Below are 25,809 nucleotides of genomic sequence, written 5' to 3'. Positions count from 1 at the left end.
AATCTTGGCACGATCTGTGCTAGCATTGCCTTATGTCCAAGAGTAACCGGCTTTTCGACCTTATGCAGACGTTGCGGCGGCACCAGCGTCCGGTGCCAGGTCCGGAGCTTGCGCGCGAAGCTGGAGTATCTCTGCGAACGATCTATCGCGACATCGCCGCTTTGCAGGCATTGGGGGCGCAGATCGATGGCGAGCCGGGTTTTGGTTATGTCCTGAAGCCCGGCTTTCTGCTGCCGCCCCTGATGTTTTCCGAGGAGGAACTGCATGCGCTGACCTTGGGGGCGCAATGGGTCAGCCGGCAGACGGATGCGGGTCTGGCGATGGCTGCGCAAAACGCGATCGGAAAAATTGGCGCCGTGGTGCCTGTCGAACTGCGTCCGGCCCTGCACGAAAATGCCTTTCACGTTGGTCGAGCACCGGCCAAGGCAGGCGACCTCGATCTTGGGATCGTTCGGCGGGCGATGCGGGAGCAGCGAAAGCTACGCATCAGTTATCGCGATCCGAACGATCTCGACTCCCAAAGGATCATCTGGCCGATCATGCTCGGTTTTGTTCAGACGAACCGCTTCATCGCTGGCTGGTGCGAACTGCGGCATGATTTCCGGCTGTTCCGCGCCGATAGGATTACGCACGTGGAATGGCAAGAGGAACGCTATCCCGGCCGCCGTCGCGACCTCGTCAAGCAATGGCGGACGAAGGTTGACGCAGAGAATGCGAAGCCCTCAGGCATCGGGAAGCCTCGGGCTTAGATTAGAGCATGCCTCGCAAAGTGTGCAGCGGACTCATGTTTACTGTGACGCGTTTCCGGCAACGATCTGGTTGCGTGCTATCCGACCGCGAACCGTGTAGACGAGTGGCAGACCCGGCGTCAGTGGCTTCCGGATGCCGGGCCGTGCGGCACGCCGGCGATGCTTTTGCGCACATGACGGACAGCGGTCCAGACGGCGAAGAGCACGAGTGGAATGGCGCCGAGAACGGCGAGTTTTGCCACGTGCGGATCGACGCCCACTGCGGAAATGCTCTCGAGGCAGATCTTCACCAGGCCGACGGTATAGTAGGTAATGGCAATGACCGAAAAGCCTTCGACCGCCTGCTGGATATGCACCTGGATGCGCGCCCGCTCTTCCATCGAGGTCAAGAGCGAGGCGTTCTGATCTTCGAGCTGGACCTGCACGGTGGTTCTCAAGAGATCGCCGGCGAGACTGACGCGTTCGGCGAGTTCATCGAGGCGGCGTTCGGCGGCATGCACCGAGCGGACGGCCGGCTGGAAGCGCCGGCGGATGAAGGTGCCGATCCGCTGGCGCTGCTCGACGCGTTCTTCGCGCAGTTCCGACACCCGGCTCGCGACGATTTCGGCATAGGCTGTCGTCGCCCCGAAGCGGTGGCGGGCAAGGGCAGAGAAATTGAGGACATCTGAAGAAAGCCTGGTGACCTCGGACAGCAGCGCCTTGTCGACTTTGACGGCGCTCTGCATGTGCGCGATCAGGAGATCGAGGCGCTGGTCGAAGGCCGAAAGCTGCGAGATCGTTTCGCGCGCCATCGGCATCGCCAGCATCGCCATCATCCTGTACGTCTCGATCTCCAGGAACCGCCGGACCATGCGGCCGGTGCGATAGGCATTGAGATTGCGGTTGAAGAACAGGAATTCGACGAAACCGCTGTCGCTCAGCCGGAAGTTCGTATGCACTTCGGCATCGCCACCGCCGACCTCGGAGGCGACATAATCAAGATTCGGTTTTTCGAGAGCCTGTCCGTTCTTTTCGTCGCGCACCAGCACCCGGACGGCAGCGATCACCTTTCCTTCGATCTTGCGGTAGCAGGCATGAAAGGCTTCCGGCGGATGGCTGCCGGGCGCGGAGGCCGCGGGCGTGACGAAGGTCAGCGTCAGGAACTCGGTATGGGCCTCCCACTTCAGCCGGCCGTCGCCGAAGCGGCCGATGCCGTGGTTGCCTCCGTGGGTGGTCGAGACGTCCTCCAGCCCCGGCAAGGAAACCGGCAGCGGAGGCGAGCCGTTTTCGCCGACGATGGCGACGTGCCAGACATCGGTGTCGCCGTCGAAGTAAAGCGAGGGCCGCGCATGGAGCTCGTCATGCAACTCCCTGCGCAGCGGATGCTCGGAACCCATCGGCATGGAGATGCACCTCTATATGGTAGACAGATCGACGGCTGGCATGACCGGGGTTGCCGGCTTTTGGAATTGACCACGACGCCTATAGCCTCTCCCGAGGCTCGTGTCACGACGGCTTCGCCATCGGATGTGGAGACTGCATCGGTCGCTGCTTGACTCGTTCAGAATTAAAAACTATATATTATATTATAATGTATAATGACTTTTGCCACGGAGCCAATCATGCCTGTCACCGAAATTTCGGAGAAACTCTCGATCTCGCCGCAGCCAAGTATCGAGGAGATCCGGTTGCTGCGTGATAGCGGGTTCCGGATGCTCATTAACAACAGGCCTGACCGCGAAGACTCCATTCAGCCGGGGACGCGCGCGCAAGGGCAGGAGGTGAGACGCTACGGCCTGTCCTACACATTCATTCCGGTTACGGCCGATACGATCACCGAAACGGATGTGCGCGCTTTCCAGCGGGCCGTCGCCGAGGCGGAGGGGCCCGTCGTTGCGCATTGCCAGACGGGCAGACGGTCTTTGAGCCTTTACCTCATTGGTGAGGTTCTCGATGGTCGCATGTCTGTCGGCGAAGTCGTCGAGTTCGGACGTAGCCGCGGTTTCGATACCGCTTCCGCCGCAGCCTGGCTCGAGAAGCATGCCGCGCGCAGGCCGCAGGTGAAGGGTTTCTTCGACAAGCGCACCTGGAGCGTCCAGTACGTGGTGTCCGATCCCGTCACGCGCAAATGTGCCATCATCGATCCGGTTCTCGACTTCGACGAGAAGGCCGGAGCAACGGCGACCATCAATGCCGATGCTATTCTCGACTATATCAGTGATCGCGACCTGATCGTTGAATGGATTCTCGATACGCATCCGCATGCCGACCACTTCTCGGCGGCCCGATATCTGAAGGAGAAGACCGGTGCTCGCACGGCCATTGGCGAGCGCGTCGTTGACGTCCAGAAGCTGTGGAAAGGCATCTATAATTGGACGGACCTCGCGACCGATGGTTCGCAATGGGACCGGCTATTCGCCCATGGTGAAACCTTTAAGATTGGTTCGATCGACGCGAAGGTGCTGTTCTCTCCCGGGCACACGATAGCCTCCGTCACCTATGTGATTGGCGACGCTGCCTTTGTGCACGACACGCTTTTCATGCCGGATAGCGGCACGGCACGCGCCGACTTTCCTGGCGGCGATGCCCGTATTCTCTGGAGGTCGATCCAGGACATTCTGGCGCAGCCGGACGACACCCGGATCTTTACGGGCCACGATTATCAGCCCGACGGTCGCGAACCTCGCTGGGAAAGCACGGTCGCGGATCAGAAGAAATTCAATCCGCATCTTGCCGACGTGACGGAGGAAGAGTTCGTGGCGCTGCGAACGAAGCGCGACAAGACGCTGCCGATGCCGAAGCTGATCCTGCATGCCTTGCAGGTGAACATATGCGGTGGGCGCCTGCCGGAACCGGAAGCCAACGGCAAGCGCTATCTCAAGTTTCCGTTGAACGCATTGCAGGGAGCCGCATGGGCATGAGTTCCGATCCGAAAGAAATGATGAAAGCGGGGCTATCGCCCGCCGAGCTGTTGTCGCGTGCCGGCGAGGTCGCCGACCTGTTGAAGACACTGTCTCACCCGGCGCGCCTGATGATCGTCTGCACGCTTGTACAGGGGGAGTATGCGGTCGGCGAGCTGGAAGAGAAGCTTGACGTCCACCAGCCGCATCTGTCGCAGCATCTGACGGTGCTGCGCGGTTCGAGCATCGTCGAAACCCGGCGGGAAGGCAAGCAGATCTTCTACCGGCTGACGGAGGAGAAGGCGGCCCAACTGGTCGGCGCGCTGTACGACATTTTCTGCGTGAAGGAAGAAAAATGAGTGCCTATCTTCCATCGTTGATGGGAGGCGTGCTGATCGGCGCCTCCGCGGTCATGTTTCTCCTCCTCAACGGCCGGATTGCCGGGATCAGCGGGATCGTCGGTCGACTGATACAAGGCGCCGGCATAACCAACAACCTTGCCTTCGTCCTTGGATTACTACTCGGGCCGCTATCCTACCTCACGATGTTCGGCGACTTGCCGGCCGTGCAGATCACCGCCGGCTGGCCGCTGATCGTGGTTGCGGGACTGCTCGTCGGTTTCGGCTCAAGAATGGGATCGGGCTGCACCAGCGGACACGGTGTACTCGGGCTTGCCCGCTTGTCGCCAAGATCGATGGTGGCGGTCGCCACCTTTCTGACGGCAGGCGTGGTCGCCGTCGCAGCTCTGAGAACGTTCGGATCATGAACCGGAATCTCCGCCGATCCTCCGCAGCCTTCGCATCCGGCATCGTCTTCGGCTTTGGGCTATCCTTATCCGGCATGCTGAATCCAGTTCGCGTTCAAGGCTTCCTCGAAATCTTCGGCGCTTGGGATCCAAGCTTGGCATTCGTTCTCGGCGGCGCGGTGATCGTCACTTTCATCGGCGTGCAGGTGATGAAACGGATGACGCATCCAGCCTTCGACGACAGCTTCCATGTGCCCGAGAACCGTGAGATAGACGCTCCTTTGGTCGTCGGTTCCGCGCTTTTCGGTCTGGGCTGGGGGATCGGCGGATTCTGTCCCGGCCCGGCAGTCGCTTCCCTCTCAATCGGCCTTCCCCAGACGGTCCTTTTTGTCGCCGCAATGCTGGTCGGGATGACCTTGCATGACAGGGTATGGAACCGACGCCCGTGAACTATTCGAGTTTATCGATAATCGGTTCCGGCGGGCTCGTCGGGTTCATGCTCGGTCTCCTCGGCGGAGGCGGATCCATTCTGGCCACCCCACTGCTGCTCTATGTCGTCGGCGTGGCGCAGCCGCATGTCGCCATAGGCACCGGGGCGCTTGCGGTTTCGGTGAACGCATTCGCCAACTTTGCCGGCCATGCAATCAAGGGGCACGTTTGGTGGCGCTGCGCGGTCGTCTTCTCCTTACTCGGCATTGTCGGCGCTCTCGCCGGTTCCAGCCTTGGCAAGGCGATGGACGGAGACCATCTGATCTTCCTGTTCGGCATTCTGATGCTGGTCGTCGGCGTCCTGATGTTGAAGCCTAAAAAGGCGGTGGCGGCAGAATGTCGCCCGGTCGACTTGAGAATGTGCCTTGCCACCGGCGCCGTGGCACTTGCCGCCGGCGCGACATCCGGGTTCTTCGGCATCGGCGGGGGATTTCTGATCGTTCCCGGCCTGATGATGGCCACAGGCATGCCGATGATCAATGCGGTCGGCACCTCGCTTCTGTCTGTCGGTGTATTCGGACTGGCGACGGCCCTGAACTATGCCAGTTCCGGGCTGGTGGACTGGTGGCTTGCCACCGAGTTCATTGGTGGCGGCATCATGGGAGGAACGCTCGGCATGCTCCTTGCCGCCCGTCTAAGCGTTTACAAGAACGTCCTCAACCGCCTCTTCGCGGTGCTCGTCTTCGTAGTCGCGGGGTACATCCTGTATCGGAACGCGGGACCATTTCTGCCGAGGTGAGTGCGCCTGGAAGACAGATGGATCGCACGCGGTCTCCGCATCTGGCCGCGCGTTCAGAGCGAGCACCATGCAATGAAGCTTCCAAGCATCTGCACGCTGCCGCCGGCCGCAATCGCGACGATGAAGGCCGTTTCGGCTTCGCCGAGGAAGGCGAAGATAGCGCCTAGGACGGCGACGCCGATCGTCGCTCCCACCATGCGGGCGACGTTGATCAGGGCGCTCGCCGTGCCGGCGCGATCGGCGCGGTCACGGTCACCACCGCGACTGCCGTCAGAGGCCCCGTCGCCATCAGAAGTGCTGCGTAGACGAGATTGTAGGCGTCGATGACCCATTGCAGCTGCGTGACCGAGGCCCCGAGATCGAGCCCAATGGGCTGGACTGCCAGATTGACGACGGATGTATCGATCTGCGCCACGACCACGCCGAGGCACAGAATTGCGAGGGCGGCAGGCTTCAGGTTTGAACGGGACTGTCTGCTTCGTTCGATGACATTCATGACGCTACCTTTCCTTGCGGAAAGACCTAGCGTGGTTGAGTTGATCGACAATTCGAAACCGATCGAACTGTTCGAGACTGAATGTAAGCAGGGCAAAAAACGATCAGCCACGGCCCGTTGCGAGGCCGTGGCTGATTCAGCGCGCATTCTGCGGAGGGCGCAGACGCGGCCGATTACTTGTTGGCGGCGAGTGCCACGTTGATCTTGTCGACGTCTGCGCTCATTGCCTTGAAGGTGTCCTCGAGGGAAAGTTCGCCGACGATCAACTGGCTCATCCGCTGGACGATCAACTGATAGATGGCCCCGGATCCCTTGAGGCGTTCCAGGTCGCGGGCGGCCTGCGGCGCGCTGTCGCGGGCTGCGAGGAAGACGGCCATGGCGTCCTTCGCGTTCTTGCTGGTCAGCTTGTACTGCGGATCCTTGATGTCGGCGCCGGTCAGGATGACGTAGTTTTCGGCGATTTCACGCTGGACCTTTTCGGAGCCGAGGAACTCGATGAACGAGGCGACGGCCTGCGGATACTTGGTGCGCTTGAAGCCGACGATCGCCGTGCCGCCCGGCATCGCGTAGCAGCCGGCGTCACCGCAGGGCGCGCTGATCGCCGTCCAGTCGAAGCCGTCGCCGATCTTCTGCTGGAACGGATTGACCATCCAGTTGCCGGCGATATAGGTCACGACATTGCCGTTGACGAACTCGTCACCCATGTTCTTGTACTGGGTTCCGCCGGCAGCACCCCACATTTCCTTGGGGAAGGAGCCGTCCTTCGTCCAGTTGTAGAGATCGGTGATGTAGTGCTTGGCGGCATCGTCCGGGAACGAGAACTTGCCGTCCTTGACGTAGTTGGAGCCGTAGGAGAAGGCCGCACCCGAGAAACGGTGGCCCGAGCGGTCCATTGTGAACGGGATCTGGGCGCCGGTCGCCTTGGCAACGCGGGCGGAAGCTTCGACGATCTCCTTCAGCGTGGCGGTCGGTTTGGGAAGCGGTTCCTTAGCCTGGTCGAACAGCGTCTTGTTGACGAAGGGCAGGTTGAAGGTCTGCGAGGCGACGTAGCCGTTGATCGAGTTCGGATCGTTGACGCCGGGGAAGCGAAGCGTGTTGAGGCTGTCGCCGTGCAGCTTGGCGAAGCCGTCCGGATCCTTCATCAGCGGGCGCATGTCGAGGTAATAGGGCGCCAGCTGCCAGTCGGTGATCTTTGCAACGTCGGGGCCTTCACCGATGGCGAGCTGCACCGGCAGTTGCTTGGCAACGGCATCATAGCCCGACGAGACGAAATTCACCTTGATGTCGGGATGTGCGGTCTCGAATTCCTTGCTCAGCGCTTCCATGCGCTCGACATAAGCCTGGTCGTCGTCGGTGAAGAGAAAGGTAATCGTCTGGGTTTCCGCCATGGCGACACTCGACCATGCGAAAGAAACTGTGGCCAGCGCCAGTGCGAAAGCCCCTGAAAGATACGTTTTCATTTCCATCCTCCCATGAAAACATTTTCATCAATCGCGGCATCGGCCGTCGATAAGTGAATTTCATATACTTGACATTCGTTCCGTCAAGCTGTTTTCTACGCGAATAGCGATGTTTTTGAGCAATTTTCAAAAATCACGCACCCAAATAACCGAATGAAAATATTTTCATTAGATTGCGGAGGAGGCGATCTGTGAAAGCGGAAAGCATCAAGCAGCCGGACGCCGTGGCGCCAGCCTATGGCGTGGCCAAGGGACAGACGATAACGGCATGGGCCGTTTCCGGCCTCATCGCCAGCTATTTTCCCGGGGAACCGGCCCCGGCCGAAGATCGCGTGAACTACCGCTTCATCAACGGTTTCGTCGATGTTGGTGACCTGCCCTGCCGCAAGGCCTTCTGGTCGACCATGGTGGGGCGGCCGCTTCTGCCCGACACGTCCTGGCCGACCGAAAGCCTCTATCTTCCCGGCTCGAACCGCCGCGTCGAGTTCACCAGCTTCTGGCACGTGCCGACGCATGTCAGCAAATGGCTGAAAGGCACGTTTCGGACCGGGACCTCGCGCACGCTCAATCTGGCGCTGAAGACCTGCGGCGGCGTTCGCATCTGGGTCAACGGCGAGGAGGCCGTGCGATTCGAGCCCTTCAAGCGCAACGTCGAAAGCGCGACCGAGATCAGCTTGCAGCTCGAAGCCGGCGACAATGAGATTCTCGTTCACACCGAAGACCTGGCCGAGCGCGACACGACGTGGTTCTTCGAGCTCGAAATGCTCGACGAGGAGCCGCTCTGCGTGCTGCTGCCGGTATCACTCGACCAGGACGAGGTTCGCGAGCTGGAAGCGCTTTCGCGCGGTGTGCGCCCGGCGCGCGACGTCTTCGTCAATCAGCCGCTGGAGATCATTTTCGACACGGCGCCCGTGCGCGACCTGCCGGTGGAGATCAAGGTCGTCGGCCATGGTCACGAGCGGCCGGTTCTCGCTGATGTCAAACTGAGCCTGCGCGCCCATCAGGATCGTCTGATCGTCGAGGATATCTGCGGCATCGCCGATGGTTATCACGGCGTGCACATGACGATCGGTTCCGGGCCAGGTTCGGTCACGCGCGTCATCGACGCCGCCTTCATGAGCGACACCTCTCCGTTGCCGTCGGAGGCGTCGCTTTCCGCCCGCAAGCGGGAGGCGCTGGAATACAGCGCCCGCTTCGGCGCCAATCGCGCCGGCCGCCTCATCGCGATGATGGAAACCGGTTATGACGACCCGGGGAGCTTCGAGCGTATCGTCGATGCGACGCTTGCCTCCATCGATGCGCGAGAGGATTGCTCGGATTTCATCATGGTGCCGCTGCTCTGGCTGCTGGGCGCCTATGGCGACCGCATGCCCGAGGCGATCGTCGCCCGCATCCGCCATTCCGTTCTCTCCTACCGCTACTGGGTCGACGAGCCGGGCAATGATGCCATGTGGTTCTGGAGCGAGAACCACGTGCTCTGCTTCCATACGAGCCAGTTGCTCGCTGGGCTTCTCCTGCCCGACGAGGTGTTTTCGGCTTCCGGCCGGACGGGACGGCAGCAGGCGGAACTCGCCGTCGAGCGTCTCGGGCGCTGGTTCGACAGCGTCGAGGCCCATGGTCTGGCGGAATGGAATTCGGCCGCCTACTACCCGATCGATTTCATCGGCCTGCTGGCGCTGGAGCGCTGGGCGGAAAGCGGGATCGCCGATCGCGCCCGCGGCCAGATCGATCTCATCTTCCGTATGATCGCCCTTCACACGCTCGCCGGCGTTCCGGCCGGCTCGCAGGGCCGCGCCTACGACAAGGAATTGCGCGCCGGCCCGCTGACCGAGCTTGCGCCCTTCGCTCAGGTGGCCTTCGGCACCGGCTGGCTCAACAATGGTGTGGCGGCATTGACGATGTTCTGCGCCGGCGGCTACGAGCCGCCCGCCGACCTGACCGAGCTTGCCGTCCTTCCCAAGGGCCGAAACGTCGAGGCGCGTTACAGCCAGGGGCTCGAGAGCGGCAAACTCGTACTGTTCAAGAACGAGGCGGCGCAGCTTTCGACGGTTGTCGATCACAAGACAGGCCGGAAAGGCCACCAGCAGCACGTTCTCGATGTCAGGCTGGCCGGCCATCCGATGGCGAGGCTGTGGGTCAATCATCCGGGTGAAGACGACCCGTGGGGCAATCAAAGGCCGTCCTATTGGGCCGGCAACGGCATCCTGCCGCGCGTCGCCCAGCATCGCGATGTCGCCCTCCTGGTCGAGGACACAGGCGACGCACGGCATGCATGGACGCACGCCTATATTGGCCGCGACGGCCTGGATGATCTTATCATCGAAGACAAGTGGCTGATTGCGCGATCGGGCCGAGGATTTGCCGCCCTGTGGGCGTCTAACGGCCTGGAGCTGATCACCGAAGGCCCGACCGCCGGCCGCGAGGTGCGCTCTTACGGACCGCTCGGCGGCTGGGCCGCCATCATCGGCTGCGGCAACGGCGACGCCTTCAAGGCCTTCATCGAGCGCCTGTGCCAGACGACGGTTTCCTTCGATCCCGCGTTTCGGCGTCTCTCCCTGACGCCGCCGGGCGGCCCGGCGTTTTCTCTTTCCTATGCCGACGGTCTTTCGATCGGCGGCGTGGGACGGCCGTTCACGCATGACCAGCCGCATCCGATCCTCACCCACGACAGTGCGGCATCCGTCGCCGGCACTGACGGGCCCTTCTACTCCTGAAACATAGGTTTCCAGCATGAACACAGCATCTGTCGATAGCGCCGCTCTCCTGACGACGATCGATCGCGTGGCGACGGCTTTCAGCCGGCTCAAGGGCATCAAGGAAGGTCTCGTGACGGGAGGCGCCACCTCCGGCATCCAGTTCGACGAATGGGATTGGGAAGTCGGCGTCGGCCTCTACGGATTTCTCAGGCGCGCAATTTCTACCAACGACCAGAAAGCGCTGCAGGAACTTGTTGCCTGGTACAGCGCCCAGATCGAACGCGGCATCCCGCCGCGCCAGATCAACAGCACGGCGCCGATGCTGCCGCTCGCAATCCTCGTCCAGCATGTCGACCGCCCGGATTTCCGCGCCCTCGTCGAGGACTGGGCCGACTGGCTCATCAAGGAATTGCCGAAGACCGAAGACGGCGGCTTCCAGCACGTCGTCAAGGAACGCCTCAACGACGGCGAATTGTGGGACGACACGCTGTTCATGGCCTGCCTCTTCCTTGCCCAGGCCGGCGTGCTCTGCCAGCGCAAAGATTGGATCGACGAGGCCGTCTATCAATTCGTGCTCCACACCCGCTATCTCTCCGATCCGGTGAGCGGCCTCTGGTATCACGGCTGGACCTTCAACGGCCGCCACAATTTCGCCAACGCCTTCTGGGCGCGCGGCAATGCCTGGATCACGGTGGCAATCCCCGAACTCTTCGATCTCGTCCCGACCCTCGCCGAGAAGGACCGGCGTTTCCTCTCCAACGTTCTCGTCAGCCAGGTGCGCTCGCTGAAGGCATATCAGCGGCCGGACGGCATGTTCACGACGCTTCTGGACGATCCGTCCTCGCCGTTGGAAACCTCGGCCACGGCAGGCATCGCCTATGGCATCCTGCGCGCCATCGATGCCGGCATTCTCGACAAGAGCGACAAGGTCTATGCCGAGCGCGCGCTTGCAGCGGTGCTGGCTGAGATTGATGAGGAAGGCGTTGTCCACGGCGTCTCCGACGGCACGCCGATGGGCCATGACCTCGATTTCTACCGACGCATCCCGAACCTGCCGACCCCCTATGGCCAGGCACTGACCATGCTGCTTTTGACGGAAGTCGTCATTGAGAACGGCCGCCGCCAATGAGTACTCCCTCCCTTGTCGCAATCGAGGCGCTCGACAGCGACAATACCGACCGTCTGCAGGCGGCGATCGACAGCCTTTCGGCTTCCGGCGGCGGACGCCTGGAGCTCCGGGCGGGTATCCACATCTGCCGGGGGCTCCGGCTGCGCTCCGGCGTCGATCTGCATCTGGCCGCCGGTGCGATCCTGCGTCCCGTTGCCGATTATGCGGCTTATGCGCATACGACCGTTTCCGTGATCGCCGAAAAATCGGATCGCGGCATGATCGTCGCTAGGGATGCGCGGCGGATCAGCCTGACGGGGGAAGGGCGCATCGAAGCCGGCTGCGAGAGCTTCATCATTGGCGACGACGAGACTGTGGGAACCTTCATCCCGGCCGAATTCCGCCCCCGCGTCGTCGTCTTCGAAGGCTGCGACGAGGTCGAGATCAGTTCCATCCACGTCAGCCGCTCGCCGATGTGGACACTGCATTTCGTCGACTGCACAGATGTCGTCGTCCGGAACGTCACCATCGAGAACGACCGCCGCCTTCCCAATACGGATGGCATCGTGCTCGATGCCTGCCGCGGCGCCGTCATCGAGGACTGCAATATATCGACGGCCGACGACGGCATCTGCCTGAAGACCAGCATCGGTCCTCAAGGCGTCGCTATCGGCCGGTGCGAGAACATTCTCGTGCGCCGATGCTCCGTCCAGAGCCTTAGCTGCGCGCTGAAGATCGGCACGGAAACGCATGGCGACGTCACCAACATCGTGTTCGAGGATTGCAATGTCTCCTCCTCCAATCGGGCGCTCGGCCTCTTCTCGCGTGACGGCGGCCGGATATCGAATGTGCGGTTTTCGAGGATCGCGGTTGAGTGCCGCGAAACGCTGGATGGCTTCTGGGGCTCGGGGGAGGCGCTGACCGTCAACGTCGTCGACCGTGTCGCCGAACGGCCGGCGGGCGCGATTGAAAATCTCATCGTCGAGGACATAACCGGGCGTATGGAGGGGGCGATCACCGTCATCGCCGCCGCACCGTCCGGAATCCGAAACATATGGCTGAGGCGCGTTGCCATCGAACAGCAGCCCGGCGAACTCGGCACCGGGCAATCCTACGATCTGCGCCCGACGAATGCCGACCTTGCGCCGAAGGCTGAGGGCGGCGGGCGCGCCAATGCCTGGACCCGAGGCTCGGACGGGCGGGTGATCGGTCTCGAGCGCTATCCAGGAGGAATGCCGGCCGTCTACGTGGCCGGCGTCAAGGGGATACTGATGAACGAGGTGCGGATGACAAGGCCGACACCGCTGCCGCAAGGCTGGAACAAAAACGACGTCGTCTTCGAAACGGCGGCATCTGATGGGAGTGAGGCATGGCAGAACTGAAACTTTCTACCGTCAACAAGGCATATGGCACGGTCAAGGTCCTGCATGACGTCGAACTCGACATCAAGGACGGCGAATTCGTCGTCTTCGTCGGACCGTCCGGATGCGGCAAGTCGACTCTGCTGCGCGTCATCGCCGGCCTCGAAGAGGTGACGGAGGGCACGGTCGCGATTGGCGGGCGTGACGTCAGCGCGCTCTCGCCGGCCGAGCGCAAGATCGCCATGGTCTTCCAGTCGTATGCGCTCTATCCGCATATGAGCGTGCGCAAGAACCTCGCCTTCGGCCTTGAGAACCTGAAGTTCAAGCGCGCCGAGATCGAGGCGCGAATTGCCGAGGCCGCTCGGATGCTGGCGATCGAACCCTATCTCGACCGGCGCCCGAAGCAGCTTTCGGGCGGCCAGCGCCAGCGCGTGGCGATCGGCCGGGCGATCGTGCGCGAACCCGATATCTTCCTTTTCGACGAGCCGCTGTCGAACCTCGATGCAGCGCTGCGCGTCCAGACCCGCGCCGAGATCACCAAGCTCCATCGGGAGATCAAGACGACGATGATCTACGTCACCCACGACCAGGTCGAGGCGATGACGATGGCCGACAAGATCGTCGTCCTGCGCGCCGGGCGGGTCGAGCAGGTCGGCGCACCGCTCGAACTATTCGACCACCCGCGCAATCTCTTCGTCGCCGGCTTCCTCGGCTCGCCGCGCATGAACATCATCAAGGGCAAGGTCGCAGCCATCACGGAAAGCGGCATCGCCGTCGATGTCGCCAGCGGCGGCCGGATCGTCAGCGATGTCGATCCGGCCGGCATTGCCGTGGGGCAGGAGGTTCTGGCCGGCATAAGGCCCGCGCATTTCTCGCGCTCCAGCGGCCAGGGTCTGCCTTTCGTCGTGCAGTACCACGAGGGCCTCGGGACCGAGACTTACGTCTACGGCAATCTCGAGGGACAGGACGAGCAGATCATCATCCATGAGGCCGGTCATTTCGCACCTCACCAGGGCGACCGGCTCGTGATCGATGCCGATCCGGCACGGGTTCATCTGTTCGATCCCAAAAGCGAACTTGCTTTTGCCCGACGATCTGAACAGGGGAGGCGCTGACAATGGCGGCTGTTGCATTGCTCTCCCAGGCGGGCGAGACGGCGATGAGGGTCGTCGAAGCTCCGATGAATGCGTTCGAGCGCATCTTCGGCCGCAAGCGTATGCCCTGGATGTTCCTGGCGCCGAACCTCGTTCTCTTCGCCATCTTCACCTTTCTTCCGATTGCGATCGCGGTCGGCTACGCCTTTACCGGCGGCACCAATCTTTTCGTCTCGGAGCGGCCCTTCGTCGGCTTCGACAATTTCCGCGCCCTGCTATCCTGCGGCAATTACCTGCAGCCTGGAACCTGCCAGGAATCGCTGTTCTGGACGGCGGTGTGGAACACGCTCTGGTTCGTGGCATTGAACGTCACCGCCACATTGCTGGTGGCGTTGATCACGGCGCTGATCCTCAATCGGGCGATCTTCGCGCGCGGCTTCTTCCGCGCGATGTTCTTCTATCCCGTCCTGCTGTCGCCCGTCGTCATCGGCCTGATCTGGAAATGGTTCCTCGATCGCAACGGGCTGCTGAACGCCTTCTTTCAGATGGTCGGCGTGCCGCCGGAGATCTTCCTGCTCGATGTCGGCTGGTCGCGCTTCTTCGTCGTTGTTGTGTCGGTCTGGTTCCACATGGGTTTTTACACCCTCATCCTGCTCGCCGGCCTTCAGGCGATCCCGAAGGAACTCTATGAGGCGGCCTCCATCGATGCCGCTTCGCCGCGGCGCACCCTGTTCAGGATCACGCTGCCGCTGCTGGCGCCGAACCTGCTCGTCGTCTTCATCCTTCTGATGATCAAGTCCGTGCAGATCTTTGACGAGGCGTGGGTTCTGACCAACGGCGGCGGCCCGGGCACGGCCAACAGCTTCATCGTTCAATATATCTACCAGATGGCGTTCAGCAGCGATTTGCGCCTCTTCGGCCTTGCCTCGGCCGCCTCGGTTCTCATGGGACTGGTGCTGCTGGTTCTCACCCTCATACAGCTGCGCCTCGGCAAGCGAATGGAGTCCTGAGATGAACAGCTCTATGAACCCGATCCGCTTCATGACGCGCACCCGCCGAGCCGGCCGCATCGACATCACCGACATCCTGTCGTGGGTCTGGCTGATCGGCGGCACGCTCGCCGTGCTCCTACCGGTCCTCTGGGCCGGCCTCTCCTCGCTGAAGCCGGCGGCCGAAATTACCCGCTTTCCGCCGACGCTGCTGCCGCGCGCCGCCGTGGAGCAGACCGTGCCCGGCTTCGACAAACCGCTCAGTCTCTGGCAGGTCACCATCGACGGTCAGCAACGCGAAATGGCGATGGTTCGGCGCATCGGCCTCAAGGCCCAGATGGTCGATCCGGCAAATTCGGGACCGCCGGTCAGCGTTGACGTGAAGGGGATCACGCCGGTGCAGCACCTGACCGTCGCCACTGAGAATTACACCGATCCGCTGACACGCTTCAGCTTCCTGACCTTCCTCAAAAATTCGGTGTTCGTCACCGTGGTCGCGACGCTTCTGACGCTTGTTGTCAATGCCATGGCCGCCTTTGCGCTGTCGAAATATAAATTTCGCGGCGACACGACGGTTTTCGTCATCATCATTTCGACGCTGATGATCCCGCTCGCCGTTGTCATGGTCCCTGCCTATCTCGTCATCGTCGGGGTCGGGCTTGCCGACAATCTCTGGGGCGTCATCCTGCCGACGATCGCCTCTCCGACGGCCGTCTTTCTGCTGCGGCAATATATGCTGACCATACCCGACGAGCTGATCGAGGCGGCGCGCGTCGATGCGGCGAGCGAATTCTGCATCTTCTGGCGTATCATCCTGCCGCTGACGGCGCCCGCGCTCGCGGTGCTGGCAATCTTCTCGGTGCTCTGGCGCTGGAACGACTTCCTCTGGCCGCTGATCGTTCTCAACAGCCGCGAGAATTTCACGCTGCAGGTCGGCTTGAACGCCTTCCAGGGAGAGTTCTCGGTGCAGTGGCACTACATTCTGGCGATGACCTTCCTCAGCCTGCTGCCCGTCACCGCCGTCTTCCTGTTCCTGCAGAAGTACATCACCACAGGTATTGCCGGAACCGGCATGAAGTAAACGAGGTCGGCGCGTAATTCCGAGGCGCGGAGGCCTCCTCCCAAGCGTCCAAGAACCGCATTCCACGTCTCACGCGCCGCTGAAGCGCGCCGTAAAGAACTCGGTTCGTGCGGCGCGCTTCGGAGAAGAGCGGTTCAGGCCCGATCGCTTGAGCCGCTCGATTCAGCGGTCCTTCGGCTTGTCGGCCGGGCGATCGACATCCATTCATGAAGCGGTGCAGGGTTTTGTGACTGCGAATTCATTGTGTCACAAAACCGTTTCGAAGAGCGGGACCAAGGCCGCGCCGATGGCGCCTGGGGCATCGACGACCTCAGCCACCGCAAGGCTGGGGACGTCACGCAGGACGCCGTGCCGAGGCAGATTGTTGAATTCGGTCCGGTCGATAAGCATTCTTGCCAGCGAATGCGGAAACCCGCCGCCTAGCACGATCAAGGCCGGGTCGAAGACTGCGCAGATCGCGTTGATGGCTCGATTATGTGCCGGCGCGACGCGGTCGACCCATTCCGCAACGCCGTCCCAATCCACCAAAGCCTCGTTTTTCAAGTCCGCCAGCGTCAGGTCGGAGCGACCCTTGGTATGAAGATGTTGAAGCAGGAGGCTGAGCGCAGGGCGATCGTCGTATTCCTGACGGTTGAAAAGAACCGAATATTCGCCGGCATTGCCGAAACTGCCGCGAAACGGCATTCCGCCGGAAACGAGGCCGCCGCCATAGCCGTGAAGATGCGCAATATAGGCGAAATCCGCGACATCGCGGCCAACGCCGAAAATCGCTTCCGCCAAAGCGGCGGTTCTGGCCACGTTGTCTACCCAGACCGGCAGGCCGAGCTGCTCTCCAAGCACGGGTGCCAAGTCGATCAACGACCAATGAGCAAGCGGCAGAGGGCAGTTGAAGGCCGTGTCCAGCATGCGGTGGCCGGCAACGGCCAGCCCCACGCCGAGAATATCGCGTCGCTCGGCATGCCGACGGGCAAGAAGCTCTTCGGCCGCCGCTTCTATCCGCGCCATCTCCGCGGCGAGCGACGATCCGATCTGCGGAATTTCCATGTTTTCCAACGGTTCGCCAAAGCCCATGAGGCAAAGGCCGATCGAACCGACATTCACGGAGATGCCGAGCGTCAAACACCAATCCCTGCAGAGGCTAAGCTCGGGACTGGGCGGTCCGGGGCGTCGGGTTTCCGATGGGGAAAAGACGATCATTCCCCGATCGTGAAGCCGTCCGACGATCCTGTGCAGCGATTGCTGGGTGAGGTCGAGCGGCTCGGTCAGGTCGGAGCGTTCGATCCCCGGCGACTTCCAGATCAGCCGCAAAAGGTCCCGCTCATTGCGGGAGGCAACGCGCGCAGGTTGCGTATCCCGCAAGAATTGCGTCGCAACATGATTGAGAGGGACGTACTTCATTTTCGGATCGTTTTGATTTACACTGCAGGTGTGAAACCTGCCGAGGGAAATGCTTTGCTTCTGTCAAACCGAGGGTCAGTCCCCAATTTGTAAGTCCTGCTTACCGCATCGAAGTCGGCCAAGCCAGCCGAGGTGACGGTATTTCCTGGAGACGAGGGGACTATATCCGAGAAGATAAGGAGCGCGGCGGGATCGGCGGGCATGAAGAAGGAGAAGAACCGAGCTGCATGGTATGGTTGAGATCTCAGAAACCGGCTTATCCGCGCGAACGTGACTACGGCTTCATGCCGACTCATGAAGGCGGTGACTTTGAGTCGATGGTGCAAGCCTTTACCACGGGCTATGGGGTCTTTGGTGCGAAGCCGCTGCACAATGAGCGAAACTTTGCCTGGGCGACCGATTTGAGGACAAGCGGAACGCTGACCGCGGTTCATTCGGTTTTTCAGAGCTCCTGGGAGATTCGAACGCTCGATGAAACCCCGGAACACCTTGCGTTCTATATTCCGCACTCAGGATCTTTTCGCCTGACTGTCGGGAATCGGACGGTCGAAGGCGGGGCGGGTCGTATTCTCATGGCCAATAATCACCAAGCCGGTGATCGGGTGGTTCAAGGCGATGAGCACTGTTCGGACGCTCTTTTCCTGGATTGGAAGGTCGTCAGGCGAACGCTTTTTTCTCTCCTGGAAACGCCGACCCTCGATTCGATCGATTTGGAACCCGTCGTGGATCTTGCAACGCCGTCAGGCCGGCTTATCGGCAACCTCGCGCAAACCGTCGTGCAGGGCATGCGCAACGGCGGTCCGCTTCTATCCTCGCCGCTGGCCGTATCGACGATGAGCGAAACGCTCGCCGACCTCGTGATTCGATTTGGCCATCATCGTCTCTCCGGCCATTTCGAAAAGAAGAAAGTATCGGCGGTTGCACCGTGGCATGTCCGGCGCGCCATCGACTATATGCACGCCAATATCGCCGAGCCTTTCACCATGTCGATGGTTGCTGATCAAGTCGGGATTTCACTGCGCGCGCTGCAAACGGGCTTCAAAGCCTTCCGGGGAACGTCGCCTGGCGCCTATCTGCGCACGATCAGGCTGAAAGCCGTTCACGACCAGTTGCGGGATCCCTTCAACCAGCAGACCCTTCGCGACATCTGCACCACGTGGGGCTTCTTTCATCCGGGCAGGTTTTCCGCGATCTATCGCAGTGCCTTCGGAGAAAGCCCGCGCGATACACGCCTGCGGGCGGAGAGTTCGCCGCGCTGAGCGCGGCGCGATCTTTCAGAGGCGGGGTGGTGCGATGCTGCCGCGCAGGACGAGATGGCACCCGAGCTCCAGGCGATGGGCGGGCCGTTGCGGGTCGTTGGCGATCAATCTCTGTTCGATGAGCGCCAAGGCGGCGGCACCGAGCTTGTCGGTGGGAACGCTGACCGTTGAAAGCGGCGGGCGGCTGAATTCGCCGGGGACAATATCGTCGAAGCCCAGCACCGATATCGCTTCGGGCACGCGTATGTCGCGATCGGCCAAGGCCTTCAGGCAGCCGAGCGCCAGATTGTCGGCGGCGCAGAAGACGGCGGTGGCGCCTTTCATCCTGGAATCGCGGTCGAGCAGCGCATTGATGGCGGCCTCGCCGTGCTTTGGCTCATATCCCTCGGCCTCCAGAATCATGTCGTCGGGCATAGGAAGCTGTGCGGCGAAATAGGCATCGGAAAAGCCGTCATATCGGCGCTGGATCGTTGTGCGGCCCTTCCAGGTCAGATGCAGGATGCGGCGATGCCCGAGCGCCAGCAGATGCTCGATGCCGAGCCGAGCGCCGAAGCGGTTTTCGGGTGTCACCGTATCGACCAGCATCGCCGGATCCTCGCCGTTGACAATGACAACGGGCATATCGGGGGAGGCGAGGCTGCGGATCAGTTCCGGCTGATCGTCATTCAGGACGACGATGCCGTCGGCACGCTCCATGAGGGCGATCTGCCTGACCTGGGCACCGTCGATGCGCCGGCCGGTGCTGACGAAGGGCACGATTCGGATGCCGCGGCGTTCGCATTCCTTTCTGAGGCCGTTGAGGATCGTCCAGCTCACCAGGTTGAGGTCGCTTTCCGGCGCGGCATCGTCTGGAATGGCGAGAAGCAGGACACGCAGCGCCGCAATCGTCGCTTTCTTCCGTCGGCGATCCAGGTAACCTAGGCGTTTGGCCGAATCCAGCACCCTTTCGCGCACTTCGAGCGTCAGCGGCGCGGTACCGTTCAGCGCGTGCGAGGCCGTGCTCAGCGATACATCAGCGTCGCGCGCGACATCCTTGAGATTGACTTTGCGTTCCACTTTATTCCGTCGCGAATTGGGGTCGTGCCTACGAAGGCACAAGCTAACTCAATGTTTTCACATAAAGACTTCAAAAAAGCTACTTGCGCTGCAGCCTATTTTCCTCTTTCGCCGAAAACGGCTGCAGCACTGCCGCAAACGAGTGACGATTGCGGGGCATTAGCAATCAGGGAGACTTTGCCAGCAGGCCGTTGAACAGCAGGTCGAAATAGCTCCGCAGGAAGGCCTCCTTGTTGGGGGTGGGCACACGGCGGTCGTCGAATATCAGCCGCAGAACCGTGGTCGTCAGGATGGGCGCGACGACGAGATCGGAAAATTCGACCGGAATTTCGCGGAATTCCCCTGATGCCGCCCCTTCCAGGATAAGGGCGTCGATCTTGGCGATGATCGGCGCGATGAACTGATCATGGTGCCGATCGATCAGATCGGGGAACCGCTGCCCCTCCGAGATGACGAGCCGCGTCAACTCCCGGGTCGTGCGATCTTCGGCAATTTGGTCGTAGAGCAGACCGAGAATGGACATCAGTCTGTCGGTGGCGCTGCCGCGGAGGCCGGCGGTGATCGCAAGCAATTCCTCGAAGGGGACGGAGAAGTGACGGATCATCGCCTCGAAGAGCTTTTCCTTCGTTTCGAAGTAGACGTAGACCGTGCCCTTGGTGACGCCGACCCTGTCGGCGATGTCGTCGACGCGGGCTCCCGCGAACCCGTTTCTGACGAATTCCTCGAATGCCGCATCGAGGATCTGCAAGGGGCGCAGCGCCTTCTGTTCCGCGCGCGTGAGTTTCTTCTGTGCTGCCATTCGTGCCTCGCCTCCCTTGTTGCCCGCTCTCGTCCCCGCGGCAAAAGTTTCATTGACTAATCCGTCAGTCAATTATATAGCACCTGCCGTTGAGAGCAAGAGGTCAACTATGAGAACCATTCTGGTCGCCACAGCGATCGTATGCGCCGCCGGTCTCGCATCCTGCAGCGATGGGGAAGGGCCGACCAAACCTGCCGCGCGGCAGGTCGGCGTCGTCGTCGCCAAATCTGAGCCGCTGGTTCAGGGCGGCGCAATTACGGGAGAAGTCCGGGCGCGCGTCCAGACCGATCTGTCCTTCCGCGTCAGCGGCAAGATCATCGAGCGGCTGGTCGACGTCGGGCAATCGGTGAAGGCCGGGCAGGTTCTGGCACGTATCGACCCGGAAGAGCAGAAGGCCGATCTGGATGTGGCGGCGGCCAATCTTCAGTCCGCTGAGGCGCAGCAGACCCAGGCTCAGCTCGCATTCGACCGCCAGCAGAGCCTGTTTCGAACGCAGGTAACGACGCGCGCCGCGCTCGACCAGGCGCAAGAGGCGCTTCTGACCGCGCAGGCATCGACGAAGTCGGCGCAGGCGCTGCTGGAGACCGCGCAGGACACTCTGACCTATACGGAGCTGAAGGCCGACGCCGACGGCATGATCACCGCCCGCAATGCCGAGGTTGGGCAAGTGGCGCAGGCCGCCCAGGTCGTCTTCACCCTTGCCCATGACGGCGGCCGGGACGCCGTTTTCGAGGTGGTCGAAAGCGCATTCCTGCGCCCGATCGACGGCGACGGAACGGTGAACCTTCTGTCGGACCCGGCGCAGAAGATCACGGCGAAGGTTCGCGAGATTTCACCGACGATCGATTCCTCCACCGGCACCGTCAAGGTGAAGGTCGCGCTGTCGAGCGACGCCCCCATTCCGCTCGGCGCTCCCGTCGTGGGGAAATTCAATTACGCTGCGCAGGACGTCATTCAACTGCCCTGGTCGGCCATCACCTCCAAGCACGGCAAGCCGGCGGTCTGGATCGTCGATCCCGCATCCTCTGCGGTTTCGGTGAGGGTAATCGACGTCGCCGGCTACGAAACCGGCAGCTTCATCGTCAAGTCGGGTGTGTCGGCAGGAGAGGTCGTGGTGACCGAGGGGACCCAATTCCTCAGGCCCGCTGAAATCGTGTCTTATGTCAAGGAAGCTTCCAAGTGAGTATTCGTCCCAAGATAATCGCACTGATGATGGGTACGGCCCTGATCTCTTGCACGAAGCAGGAGGAAAGCAAGGATGAAGCGCCCCGTCCCGTGCTGTCGACGACTGTCAAGCAGACCGCTGCTTCGAGCCTCGGCCTGACCGGAACGATCGAACCGACGATCGAGACCGAGCTCGGCTTCCGGATTCTCGGGCGGATGATCACCCGCAACGTCAATGTCGGTGACATCGTCAAAAAGGGTGACGTTGTTGCCGCAATCGATCCGCTGGCGTTGGAACTTGCCGTGCGCAACGCCCAGTCCGACGTGGAAAACAGCGATGCCCAGCTCAGGAATGCGGTGACCACGGAGCAACGCCAGCGCGCGCTGGTGGAATCGCGCTCCGGCACAGAAGCCTCGCTCGAAGAGGCCGAACAGGCGAGACGGACGGCCGCAGCCGCGGTCGCCAAGGCGCAGGCCAATCTCGACAAGGCCAGGGAGCAGCTCGGTTACGCCCAGCTTCAGGCGGAGTTCGATGGCGTCGTGACGGCGACCTCGGCGGAGGTCGGCCAGGTCGTCTCGGCCGGCCAGACGGTCGTCACGATAGCGCGGCCGGACAAGCGCGACGCGGTGGTCGACGTGCCCCAGGCCGCCGCCCAGAAACTGAAGATCGGTGCGCCCTTCGAAGTGACCCTGCAGCTCGAGCCTTCGATCCGCACGACAGGGGTCGTGCGCGAGATCGCGCCGGAGGCGGAAACCGCCACTCGCACGAGCAGGACCAAGATCGCGCTCGCCGATCCGCCTGAAGCCTTCCGGCTCGGCGCGGTCATCACAGCCTCCGCAACCATCGCGGCCGATCCCGAGATCGTGCTGCCTTCCTCGGCAATCCTTGCCGGCAGCGAAGGCCCGAGCGTCTGGATCGTCGACGTGCCGGCCAAGAAGGTGACGCTCCGCCGCGTGAAGATCGACGGCGACGTCGTCGACGGCGGCACTGTCCGCGTCACCGAAGGGCTTGCTCCCGGAGAACAGGTGGTCGTGGCAGGCGTGCATAAACTTGAAGATGGCCAGGCCATCAGGATCGACCAGGAGATCAGCCAGTGAAGTCCTTCAATCTTTCCGACTGGGCGCTCGAACACCGTTCGCTCGTCTGGTACTTCATGATCGTCTTCATTCTCGCCGGCGCCTTCTCTTATCTGAACCTCGGCCGTGAGGAAGATCCGAACTTCACGATCAAGACGATGGTGATCACCGCGCAATGGCCCGGCGCCTCCGCCGACGAGGTGACGCGGCAGGTGACCGACAGGATCGAGAAGAAGCTGCAGGAACTGGAATCGCTCGATTACACCAAAAGCGAGACCGTTGCCGGCCAGACGACCGTCTTCGTCGAGCTGCTGCCGACGACGAAGGCTAAGGACGTTGCGCCGACCTGGCTGCGCATCCGCAACATGATCGCCGACATCAAAGGCGATTTCCCGAGCGGTGTCGTCGGTCCCTTCTTCAACGATCGCTTCGGCGATGTCTTCGGCAATATCTACGCCTTTACCAGTGACGGCCTGACCCAGCGGCAGCTTCGCGACCTCGTGGAAAACGCCCGCTCCGAAGTGCTGACCGTGCCCAATGTCGGCAAGGTCGATGTCATCGGCGCTCAGGACGAGGCGATCTATCTCGAATTCTCCACACGTCAGATCGCAGCCCTCGGGATCGACCAGCAGTCGGTCATCCAGACCCTGCAGGCGCAGAATGCCGTAACGCAATCCGGCTTCGGCGATGCCGGGCCGGAACGTATCGCCTTGCGGGTCAGCGGACAGTTCACCTCCGAGGAAAGCCTGCGGTCGATCAACCTCAGAATCAACAACCGTTTCTTCCCGCTGACCGACGTCGCCACGATCACGCGCGGCTATGTGGATCCAGCGTCGTCGCTGTTCCGGTTTAACGGCGAGCCGGCGATCGGGCTTGCCATCGGCATGAAGCAGGGCGCCAATCTGCTCGAATTCGGCGAGGCGCTCGACGCGCAGATGAAGCACGTCGTGGCCGATCTGCCGATCGGCGTGGATGTCCACCGCGTTTCCGATCAGCCGGCCGTCGTCGACGAAGCGGTTTCGGGCTTTACCCGCGCGCTCTTTGAAGCGATCGTCATCGTACTGGTCATCAGCTTCATCAGCCTCGGTGCCCGTGCCGGCATGGTGGTGGCGATTTCCATTCCGCTCGTGCTCGCCATCACCTTCGTGGTCATGGAATATTCCGGCATTTCGCTTCAGCGTATCTCGCTCGGCGCGCTTATCATTGCGCTCGGCCTGCTCGTCGACGATGCCATGATCGCCGTTGAGATGATGGTGGCCCGTCTGGAGGCGGGCGACGACCTGAGAAAAGCCGCTACCCACGTCTATACATCGACGGCTTTCCCGATGTTGACCGGGACGCTGGTCACCGTCGCGGGCTTCATCCCGGTCGGCCTCAACAGCAGCGCCGCCGGCGAATTCACCTTTACGCTTTTCGTGGTCATTGCGGTTTCGCTGGTTGTTTCCTGGATCGTCGCCGTGTTGTTCACGCCGCTTCTCGGCGTCACCATCCTGCCGAAGACCATGAAGTCGCACCACGAGAAGAAGGGACGCTTCGCCTCCGTGTTCTCCTGGCTTTTAAAGCTTGCGATGCGCTGGCGCTGGATCACCATCGTGCTGACGGTCGGCGTCTTCGCTCTTTCGGTCGGCGGCATGGGGCTGGTGCAGCAGCAGTTCTTCCCGAACTCGGACAGAACCGAGCTCGTCATCGACTGGAATCTGCCTCACAACAGCTCGATCGCCGAGACCAACAGGCAGATGGCGAAGTTCGAAAAGGAGATACTGGCCGACAACAAGGATATCGACCACTGGACGACCTATGTCGGGGCGGGCGCGCCGCGCTTCATCCTGTCCTTCGATGTGCAGACGCCCGATGTCACCTTTGGACAGACCATCATCGTCACCAAAGGCCTCGACGTGCGTGACAAGGTGCGGGCGGAACTGCAGGATTATCTGACGAAAACCTTCCCGGGCACCGACGCCTTCGTGAAGCTTCTCGATATCGGCCCGCCGGTGGGCAAGCCGGTCCAGTACCGGATCAGCGGTCCCGATATTCAAAAGGTCCGCGACATCTCCCAGCAATTTGCCGGTGTGGTCGGCACACATCCGCTGCTGTCGAACATGGTCCTGGACTGGAACGAGCCCTCCCGTGTGGTGAAGGTCGATGTGCTACAGGACAAGGCGCGGCAGCTCGGGGTTTCCTCCGAGGATATCGCCACCGCCCTCAACGGCATCGTCGAAGGCTCTACGGCGACACAGATTCGCGACGATATCTACCTCGTCAACGTGATCGGCCGGGCCAGCAAATCCGAGCGCGATTCCGTCCAGACGCTGCAGAATCTGCAGCTCTCCACCTCGAACGGCAAGGTTGTTCCTCTCTCGGCGGTCGCGAATTTCCGCTACGAGCTGGAGCAGCCGACGATCTGGCGTCGTGACCGTCAACCCACAATCACGCTCAAAGCGGCCGTTATCGGGCCGACGCAGCCCGCTACCATCGTCGAACAGCTGAAGCCGAAGGTGGAGGAGTTCCAGAAGGCCCTTCCTGTGGGATACAAGGTGGAAATCGGCGGTGCAGTCGAGTCCAGCGCCGAGGCCCAGGGGCCGATCGCCGCCGTGGCTCCGCTGATGCTGTTTACGATGGCGACGATCCTGATGATCCAGCTGCAGAGCTTCAGCCGCCTGTTCCTGGTCTTTGCGGTGGCGCCGACGGCTCTGATCGGCGTGGTCGCGGCACTGCTGTTGAGCAATGCGCCGATGGGCTTTGTCGCGATCCTCGGGGTGCTGGCGCTGATCGGTATCCTCATCCGCAACTCCGTTATCCTGGTCGTGCAGATCGAGCATCTGCGCGCCGAAGGGATGGCGCCATGGCAGGCGGTCATCGAGGCGACCGAACACCGCATGCGGCCGATCATGCTGACGGCGGCCGCCGCCACGCTCGCGCTGATCCCGATCTCGCGCGAGATCTTCTGGGGGCCGATGGCCTACGCCATGATGGGCGGCATCGTCATCGGCACCGCACTCACTCTGCTGTTCCTGCCGGCACTCTATGTCGCGTGGTTCAGAATCCCCAGGGATGAAAGTGTTCGGGCCGAAGCCTCGGCAGACGCATGAGGACCAGGCTTCGCCGTCTATCGCCTGCGGCCGTTGCGGCGGCCGTTGCAACGCGGGCGGCGGCAAGACGGGTGGGACGGC

23 protein-coding genes are annotated in these 25,809 nt (G+C 61.8%); 16 read left to right on the top strand and 7 right to left on the bottom strand.

What is annotated here, in order from left to right; translation table 11 throughout:
- Window positions 1-32: 32 nt before the first annotated feature.
- Window positions 33-749, top strand: a complete 717-nt coding sequence (locus tag RHEC894_RS30870; RefSeq protein ID WP_085740433.1) for a YafY family protein — start codon at window positions 33-35, stop codon at window positions 747-749.
- A 119-nt stretch (window positions 750-868) separates the two neighbouring features.
- Here RHEC894_RS30870 and RHEC894_RS30865 read toward each other — a convergent pair whose 3' ends face one another.
- Window positions 869-2,131: a DUF3422 domain-containing protein gene (locus RHEC894_RS30865; RefSeq protein ID WP_085740432.1), complete on the bottom strand. Its 1,263-nt coding sequence runs from the start codon at window positions 2,129-2,131 to the stop codon at window positions 869-871.
- A gap of 219 nt (window positions 2,132-2,350) precedes the next feature.
- On the opposite strand from RHEC894_RS30865, the gene blh reads away from it, so the two are divergent.
- From blh to RHEC894_RS30840, 5 genes are read left to right on the top strand one after another with little or no spacing between them, the layout of a single operon-like run.
- A complete protein-coding gene (gene blh / locus RHEC894_RS30860; protein WP_085740431.1) occupies window positions 2,351-3,649 on the top strand; it encodes a bifunctional sulfur transferase/dioxygenase Blh in 1,299 nt (432 codons plus the stop codon).
- Window positions 3,640-3,987: a sulfite-sensing transcriptional repressor BigR gene (bigR, locus tag RHEC894_RS30855; protein ID WP_089152762.1), complete on the top strand. Its 348-nt coding sequence runs from the start codon at window positions 3,640-3,642 to the stop codon at window positions 3,985-3,987. Before blh ends, bigR begins: the two co-directional genes overlap by 10 nt.
- Complete coding sequence (locus RHEC894_RS30850) at window positions 3,984-4,394, top strand: YeeE/YedE family protein (protein WP_010067223.1); 411 nt, start codon at window positions 3,984-3,986, stop codon at window positions 4,392-4,394. Before bigR ends, RHEC894_RS30850 begins: the two co-directional genes overlap by 4 nt.
- Window positions 4,391-4,822: a YeeE/YedE family protein gene (locus tag RHEC894_RS30845; protein WP_085740430.1), complete on the top strand. Its 432-nt coding sequence runs from the start codon at window positions 4,391-4,393 to the stop codon at window positions 4,820-4,822. The genes RHEC894_RS30850 and RHEC894_RS30845 overlap by 4 nt, the downstream gene beginning before the upstream one ends.
- Window positions 4,804-5,601: a sulfite exporter TauE/SafE family protein gene (locus RHEC894_RS30840; RefSeq protein ID WP_085740429.1), complete on the top strand. Its 798-nt coding sequence runs from the start codon at window positions 4,804-4,806 to the stop codon at window positions 5,599-5,601. The genes RHEC894_RS30845 and RHEC894_RS30840 overlap by 19 nt, the downstream gene beginning before the upstream one ends.
- 53 nt (window positions 5,602-5,654) lie before the next feature.
- Here the strand turns inward: RHEC894_RS30840 and RHEC894_RS33695 are convergent, their stop codons facing one another.
- From RHEC894_RS33695 to RHEC894_RS30830, 3 genes are all read right to left on the bottom strand, one after another.
- Window positions 5,655-5,798, bottom strand: a complete 144-nt coding sequence (locus tag RHEC894_RS33695) for a hypothetical protein (RefSeq protein WP_245339585.1) — start codon at window positions 5,796-5,798, stop codon at window positions 5,655-5,657.
- Window positions 5,799-5,812: 14 nt separating this feature from the next.
- Window positions 5,813-6,097 (bottom strand): hypothetical protein, encoded by a 285-nt coding sequence (locus RHEC894_RS33690; protein ID WP_085740428.1) that lies wholly within the window; start codon window positions 6,095-6,097, stop codon window positions 5,813-5,815.
- 173 nt (window positions 6,098-6,270) lie between these two features.
- Window positions 6,271-7,557, bottom strand: a complete 1,287-nt coding sequence (locus RHEC894_RS30830) for an ABC transporter substrate-binding protein (RefSeq protein WP_085740653.1) — start codon at window positions 7,555-7,557, stop codon at window positions 6,271-6,273.
- A gap of 191 nt (window positions 7,558-7,748) precedes the next feature.
- Between RHEC894_RS30830 and RHEC894_RS30825 the strand changes: the two genes are divergently transcribed.
- From RHEC894_RS30825 to RHEC894_RS30800, 6 genes are read left to right on the top strand one after another with little or no spacing between them, the layout of a single operon-like run.
- A complete protein-coding gene (locus RHEC894_RS30825; RefSeq protein ID WP_085740427.1) occupies window positions 7,749-10,271 on the top strand; it encodes a hypothetical protein in 2,523 nt (840 codons plus the stop codon).
- Between the two features lie 16 nt (window positions 10,272-10,287).
- Window positions 10,288-11,382, top strand: a complete 1,095-nt coding sequence (locus tag RHEC894_RS30820) for a glycoside hydrolase family 88 protein (protein WP_085740426.1) — start codon at window positions 10,288-10,290, stop codon at window positions 11,380-11,382.
- Window positions 11,379-12,743 carry a glycoside hydrolase family 28 protein gene (locus RHEC894_RS30815; protein WP_085740425.1) on the top strand — a complete coding sequence of 455 codons (1,365 nt, stop codon included), beginning with the start codon at window positions 11,379-11,381 and terminating at the stop codon, window positions 12,741-12,743. The genes RHEC894_RS30820 and RHEC894_RS30815 overlap by 4 nt, the downstream gene beginning before the upstream one ends.
- On the top strand, window positions 12,731-13,837 hold the full coding sequence (gene ugpC / locus RHEC894_RS30810) for a sn-glycerol-3-phosphate ABC transporter ATP-binding protein UgpC (protein WP_085740424.1): 1,107 nt from the start codon (window positions 12,731-12,733) through the stop codon (window positions 13,835-13,837). Before RHEC894_RS30815 ends, ugpC begins: the two co-directional genes overlap by 13 nt.
- Window positions 13,838-13,839: 2 nt before the next feature.
- Window positions 13,840-14,826: a sugar ABC transporter permease gene (locus tag RHEC894_RS30805; protein WP_085740423.1), complete on the top strand. Its 987-nt coding sequence runs from the start codon at window positions 13,840-13,842 to the stop codon at window positions 14,824-14,826.
- A gap of 13 nt (window positions 14,827-14,839) precedes the next feature.
- Window positions 14,840-15,886, top strand: a complete 1,047-nt coding sequence (locus RHEC894_RS30800; RefSeq protein ID WP_206427956.1) for a carbohydrate ABC transporter permease — start codon at window positions 14,840-14,842, stop codon at window positions 15,884-15,886.
- Between the two features lie 246 nt (window positions 15,887-16,132).
- Here the strand turns inward: RHEC894_RS30800 and RHEC894_RS30795 are convergent, their stop codons facing one another.
- Window positions 16,133-17,284 (bottom strand): ROK family transcriptional regulator, encoded by a 1,152-nt coding sequence (locus RHEC894_RS30795; protein WP_085740421.1) that lies wholly within the window; start codon window positions 17,282-17,284, stop codon window positions 16,133-16,135.
- Window positions 17,285-17,511: 227 nt separating this feature from the next.
- Here RHEC894_RS30795 and RHEC894_RS30790 point away from each other — a divergent pair, with 227 nt between their 5' ends.
- Complete coding sequence (locus RHEC894_RS30790; RefSeq protein WP_085740420.1) at window positions 17,512-18,543, top strand: AraC family transcriptional regulator; 1,032 nt, start codon at window positions 17,512-17,514, stop codon at window positions 18,541-18,543.
- 15 nt (window positions 18,544-18,558) lie between these two features.
- Here the strand turns inward: RHEC894_RS30790 and RHEC894_RS30785 are convergent, their stop codons facing one another.
- Together RHEC894_RS30785 and RHEC894_RS30780 are read right to left on the bottom strand one after the other, a co-directional pair.
- A complete protein-coding gene (locus RHEC894_RS30785) occupies window positions 18,559-19,599 on the bottom strand; it encodes a LacI family DNA-binding transcriptional regulator (protein ID WP_085740419.1) in 1,041 nt (346 codons plus the stop codon).
- Window positions 19,600-19,765: 166 nt separating this feature from the next.
- Window positions 19,766-20,398, bottom strand: coding sequence for a TetR/AcrR family transcriptional regulator (locus tag RHEC894_RS30780; protein WP_085740418.1), 633 nt, complete (start codon window positions 20,396-20,398; stop codon window positions 19,766-19,768).
- A 109-nt stretch (window positions 20,399-20,507) separates the two neighbouring features.
- Between RHEC894_RS30780 and RHEC894_RS30775 the strand changes: the two genes are divergently transcribed.
- Genes RHEC894_RS30775 through RHEC894_RS30765 form a run of 3 tightly spaced genes read left to right on the top strand, consistent with a single transcriptional unit; the run spans window position 20,508 to window position 25,728 of the window.
- Entirely contained in the window at window positions 20,508-21,581 is a 1,074-nt protein-coding gene (locus RHEC894_RS30775) for an efflux RND transporter periplasmic adaptor subunit (protein ID WP_085740417.1), read from the top strand.
- A complete protein-coding gene (locus tag RHEC894_RS30770; RefSeq protein ID WP_085740416.1) occupies window positions 21,578-22,660 on the top strand; it encodes an efflux RND transporter periplasmic adaptor subunit in 1,083 nt (360 codons plus the stop codon). Before RHEC894_RS30775 ends, RHEC894_RS30770 begins: the two co-directional genes overlap by 4 nt.
- Window positions 22,657-25,728: an efflux RND transporter permease subunit gene (locus RHEC894_RS30765; RefSeq protein ID WP_085740415.1), complete on the top strand. Its 3,072-nt coding sequence runs from the start codon at window positions 22,657-22,659 to the stop codon at window positions 25,726-25,728. Before RHEC894_RS30770 ends, RHEC894_RS30765 begins: the two co-directional genes overlap by 4 nt.
- Window positions 25,729-25,809: the final 81 nt, after the last annotated feature.

The sequence above is a fragment of the Rhizobium sp. CIAT894 genome, assembly GCF_000172795.2.
GTDB lineage: Bacteria > Pseudomonadota > Alphaproteobacteria > Rhizobiales > Rhizobiaceae > Rhizobium.
This window is presented reverse-complemented; position numbering and strand designations above follow the sequence as displayed.

What these genes read in the sequence shown, in the direction of transcription:
- RHEC894_RS30870 (WP_085740433.1), top strand. Translation starts at nt 33, where the DNA reads ATGTCCAAGAGTAACCGGCTTTTCGACCTTATGCAGACGTTGCGGCGG.
- RHEC894_RS30865 (WP_085740432.1), bottom strand. Translation starts at nt 2,131, where the DNA reads ATGCCGATGGGTTCCGAGCATCCGCTGCGCAGGGAGTTGCATGACGAG.
- blh (WP_085740431.1), top strand. Translation starts at nt 2,351, where the DNA reads ATGCCTGTCACCGAAATTTCGGAGAAACTCTCGATCTCGCCGCAGCCA.
- bigR (WP_089152762.1), top strand. Translation starts at nt 3,640, where the DNA reads ATGGGCATGAGTTCCGATCCGAAAGAAATGATGAAAGCGGGGCTATCG.
- RHEC894_RS30850 (WP_010067223.1), top strand. Translation starts at nt 3,984, where the DNA reads ATGAGTGCCTATCTTCCATCGTTGATGGGAGGCGTGCTGATCGGCGCC.
- RHEC894_RS30845 (WP_085740430.1), top strand. Translation starts at nt 4,391, where the DNA reads ATGAACCGGAATCTCCGCCGATCCTCCGCAGCCTTCGCATCCGGCATC.
- RHEC894_RS30840 (WP_085740429.1), top strand. Translation starts at nt 4,804, where the DNA reads ATGGAACCGACGCCCGTGAACTATTCGAGTTTATCGATAATCGGTTCC.
- RHEC894_RS33695 (WP_245339585.1), bottom strand. Translation starts at nt 5,798, where the DNA reads ATGGTGGGAGCGACGATCGGCGTCGCCGTCCTAGGCGCTATCTTCGCC.
- RHEC894_RS33690 (WP_085740428.1), bottom strand. Translation starts at nt 6,097, where the DNA reads ATGAATGTCATCGAACGAAGCAGACAGTCCCGTTCAAACCTGAAGCCT.
- RHEC894_RS30830 (WP_085740653.1), bottom strand. Translation starts at nt 7,557, where the DNA reads ATGAAAACGTATCTTTCAGGGGCTTTCGCACTGGCGCTGGCCACAGTT.
- RHEC894_RS30820 (WP_085740426.1), top strand. Translation starts at nt 10,288, where the DNA reads ATGAACACAGCATCTGTCGATAGCGCCGCTCTCCTGACGACGATCGAT.
- RHEC894_RS30815 (WP_085740425.1), top strand. Translation starts at nt 11,379, where the DNA reads ATGAGTACTCCCTCCCTTGTCGCAATCGAGGCGCTCGACAGCGACAAT.
- ugpC (WP_085740424.1), top strand. Translation starts at nt 12,731, where the DNA reads ATGGCAGAACTGAAACTTTCTACCGTCAACAAGGCATATGGCACGGTC.
- RHEC894_RS30805 (WP_085740423.1), top strand. Translation starts at nt 13,840, where the DNA reads ATGGCGGCTGTTGCATTGCTCTCCCAGGCGGGCGAGACGGCGATGAGG.
- RHEC894_RS30800 (WP_206427956.1), top strand. Translation starts at nt 14,840, where the DNA reads ATGAACCCGATCCGCTTCATGACGCGCACCCGCCGAGCCGGCCGCATC.
- RHEC894_RS30795 (WP_085740421.1), bottom strand. Translation starts at nt 17,284, where the DNA reads ATGAAGTACGTCCCTCTCAATCATGTTGCGACGCAATTCTTGCGGGAT.
- RHEC894_RS30790 (WP_085740420.1), top strand. Translation starts at nt 17,512, where the DNA reads ATGGTATGGTTGAGATCTCAGAAACCGGCTTATCCGCGCGAACGTGAC.
- RHEC894_RS30780 (WP_085740418.1), bottom strand. Translation starts at nt 20,398, where the DNA reads ATGGCAGCACAGAAGAAACTCACGCGCGCGGAACAGAAGGCGCTGCGC.
- RHEC894_RS30775 (WP_085740417.1), top strand. Translation starts at nt 20,508, where the DNA reads ATGAGAACCATTCTGGTCGCCACAGCGATCGTATGCGCCGCCGGTCTC.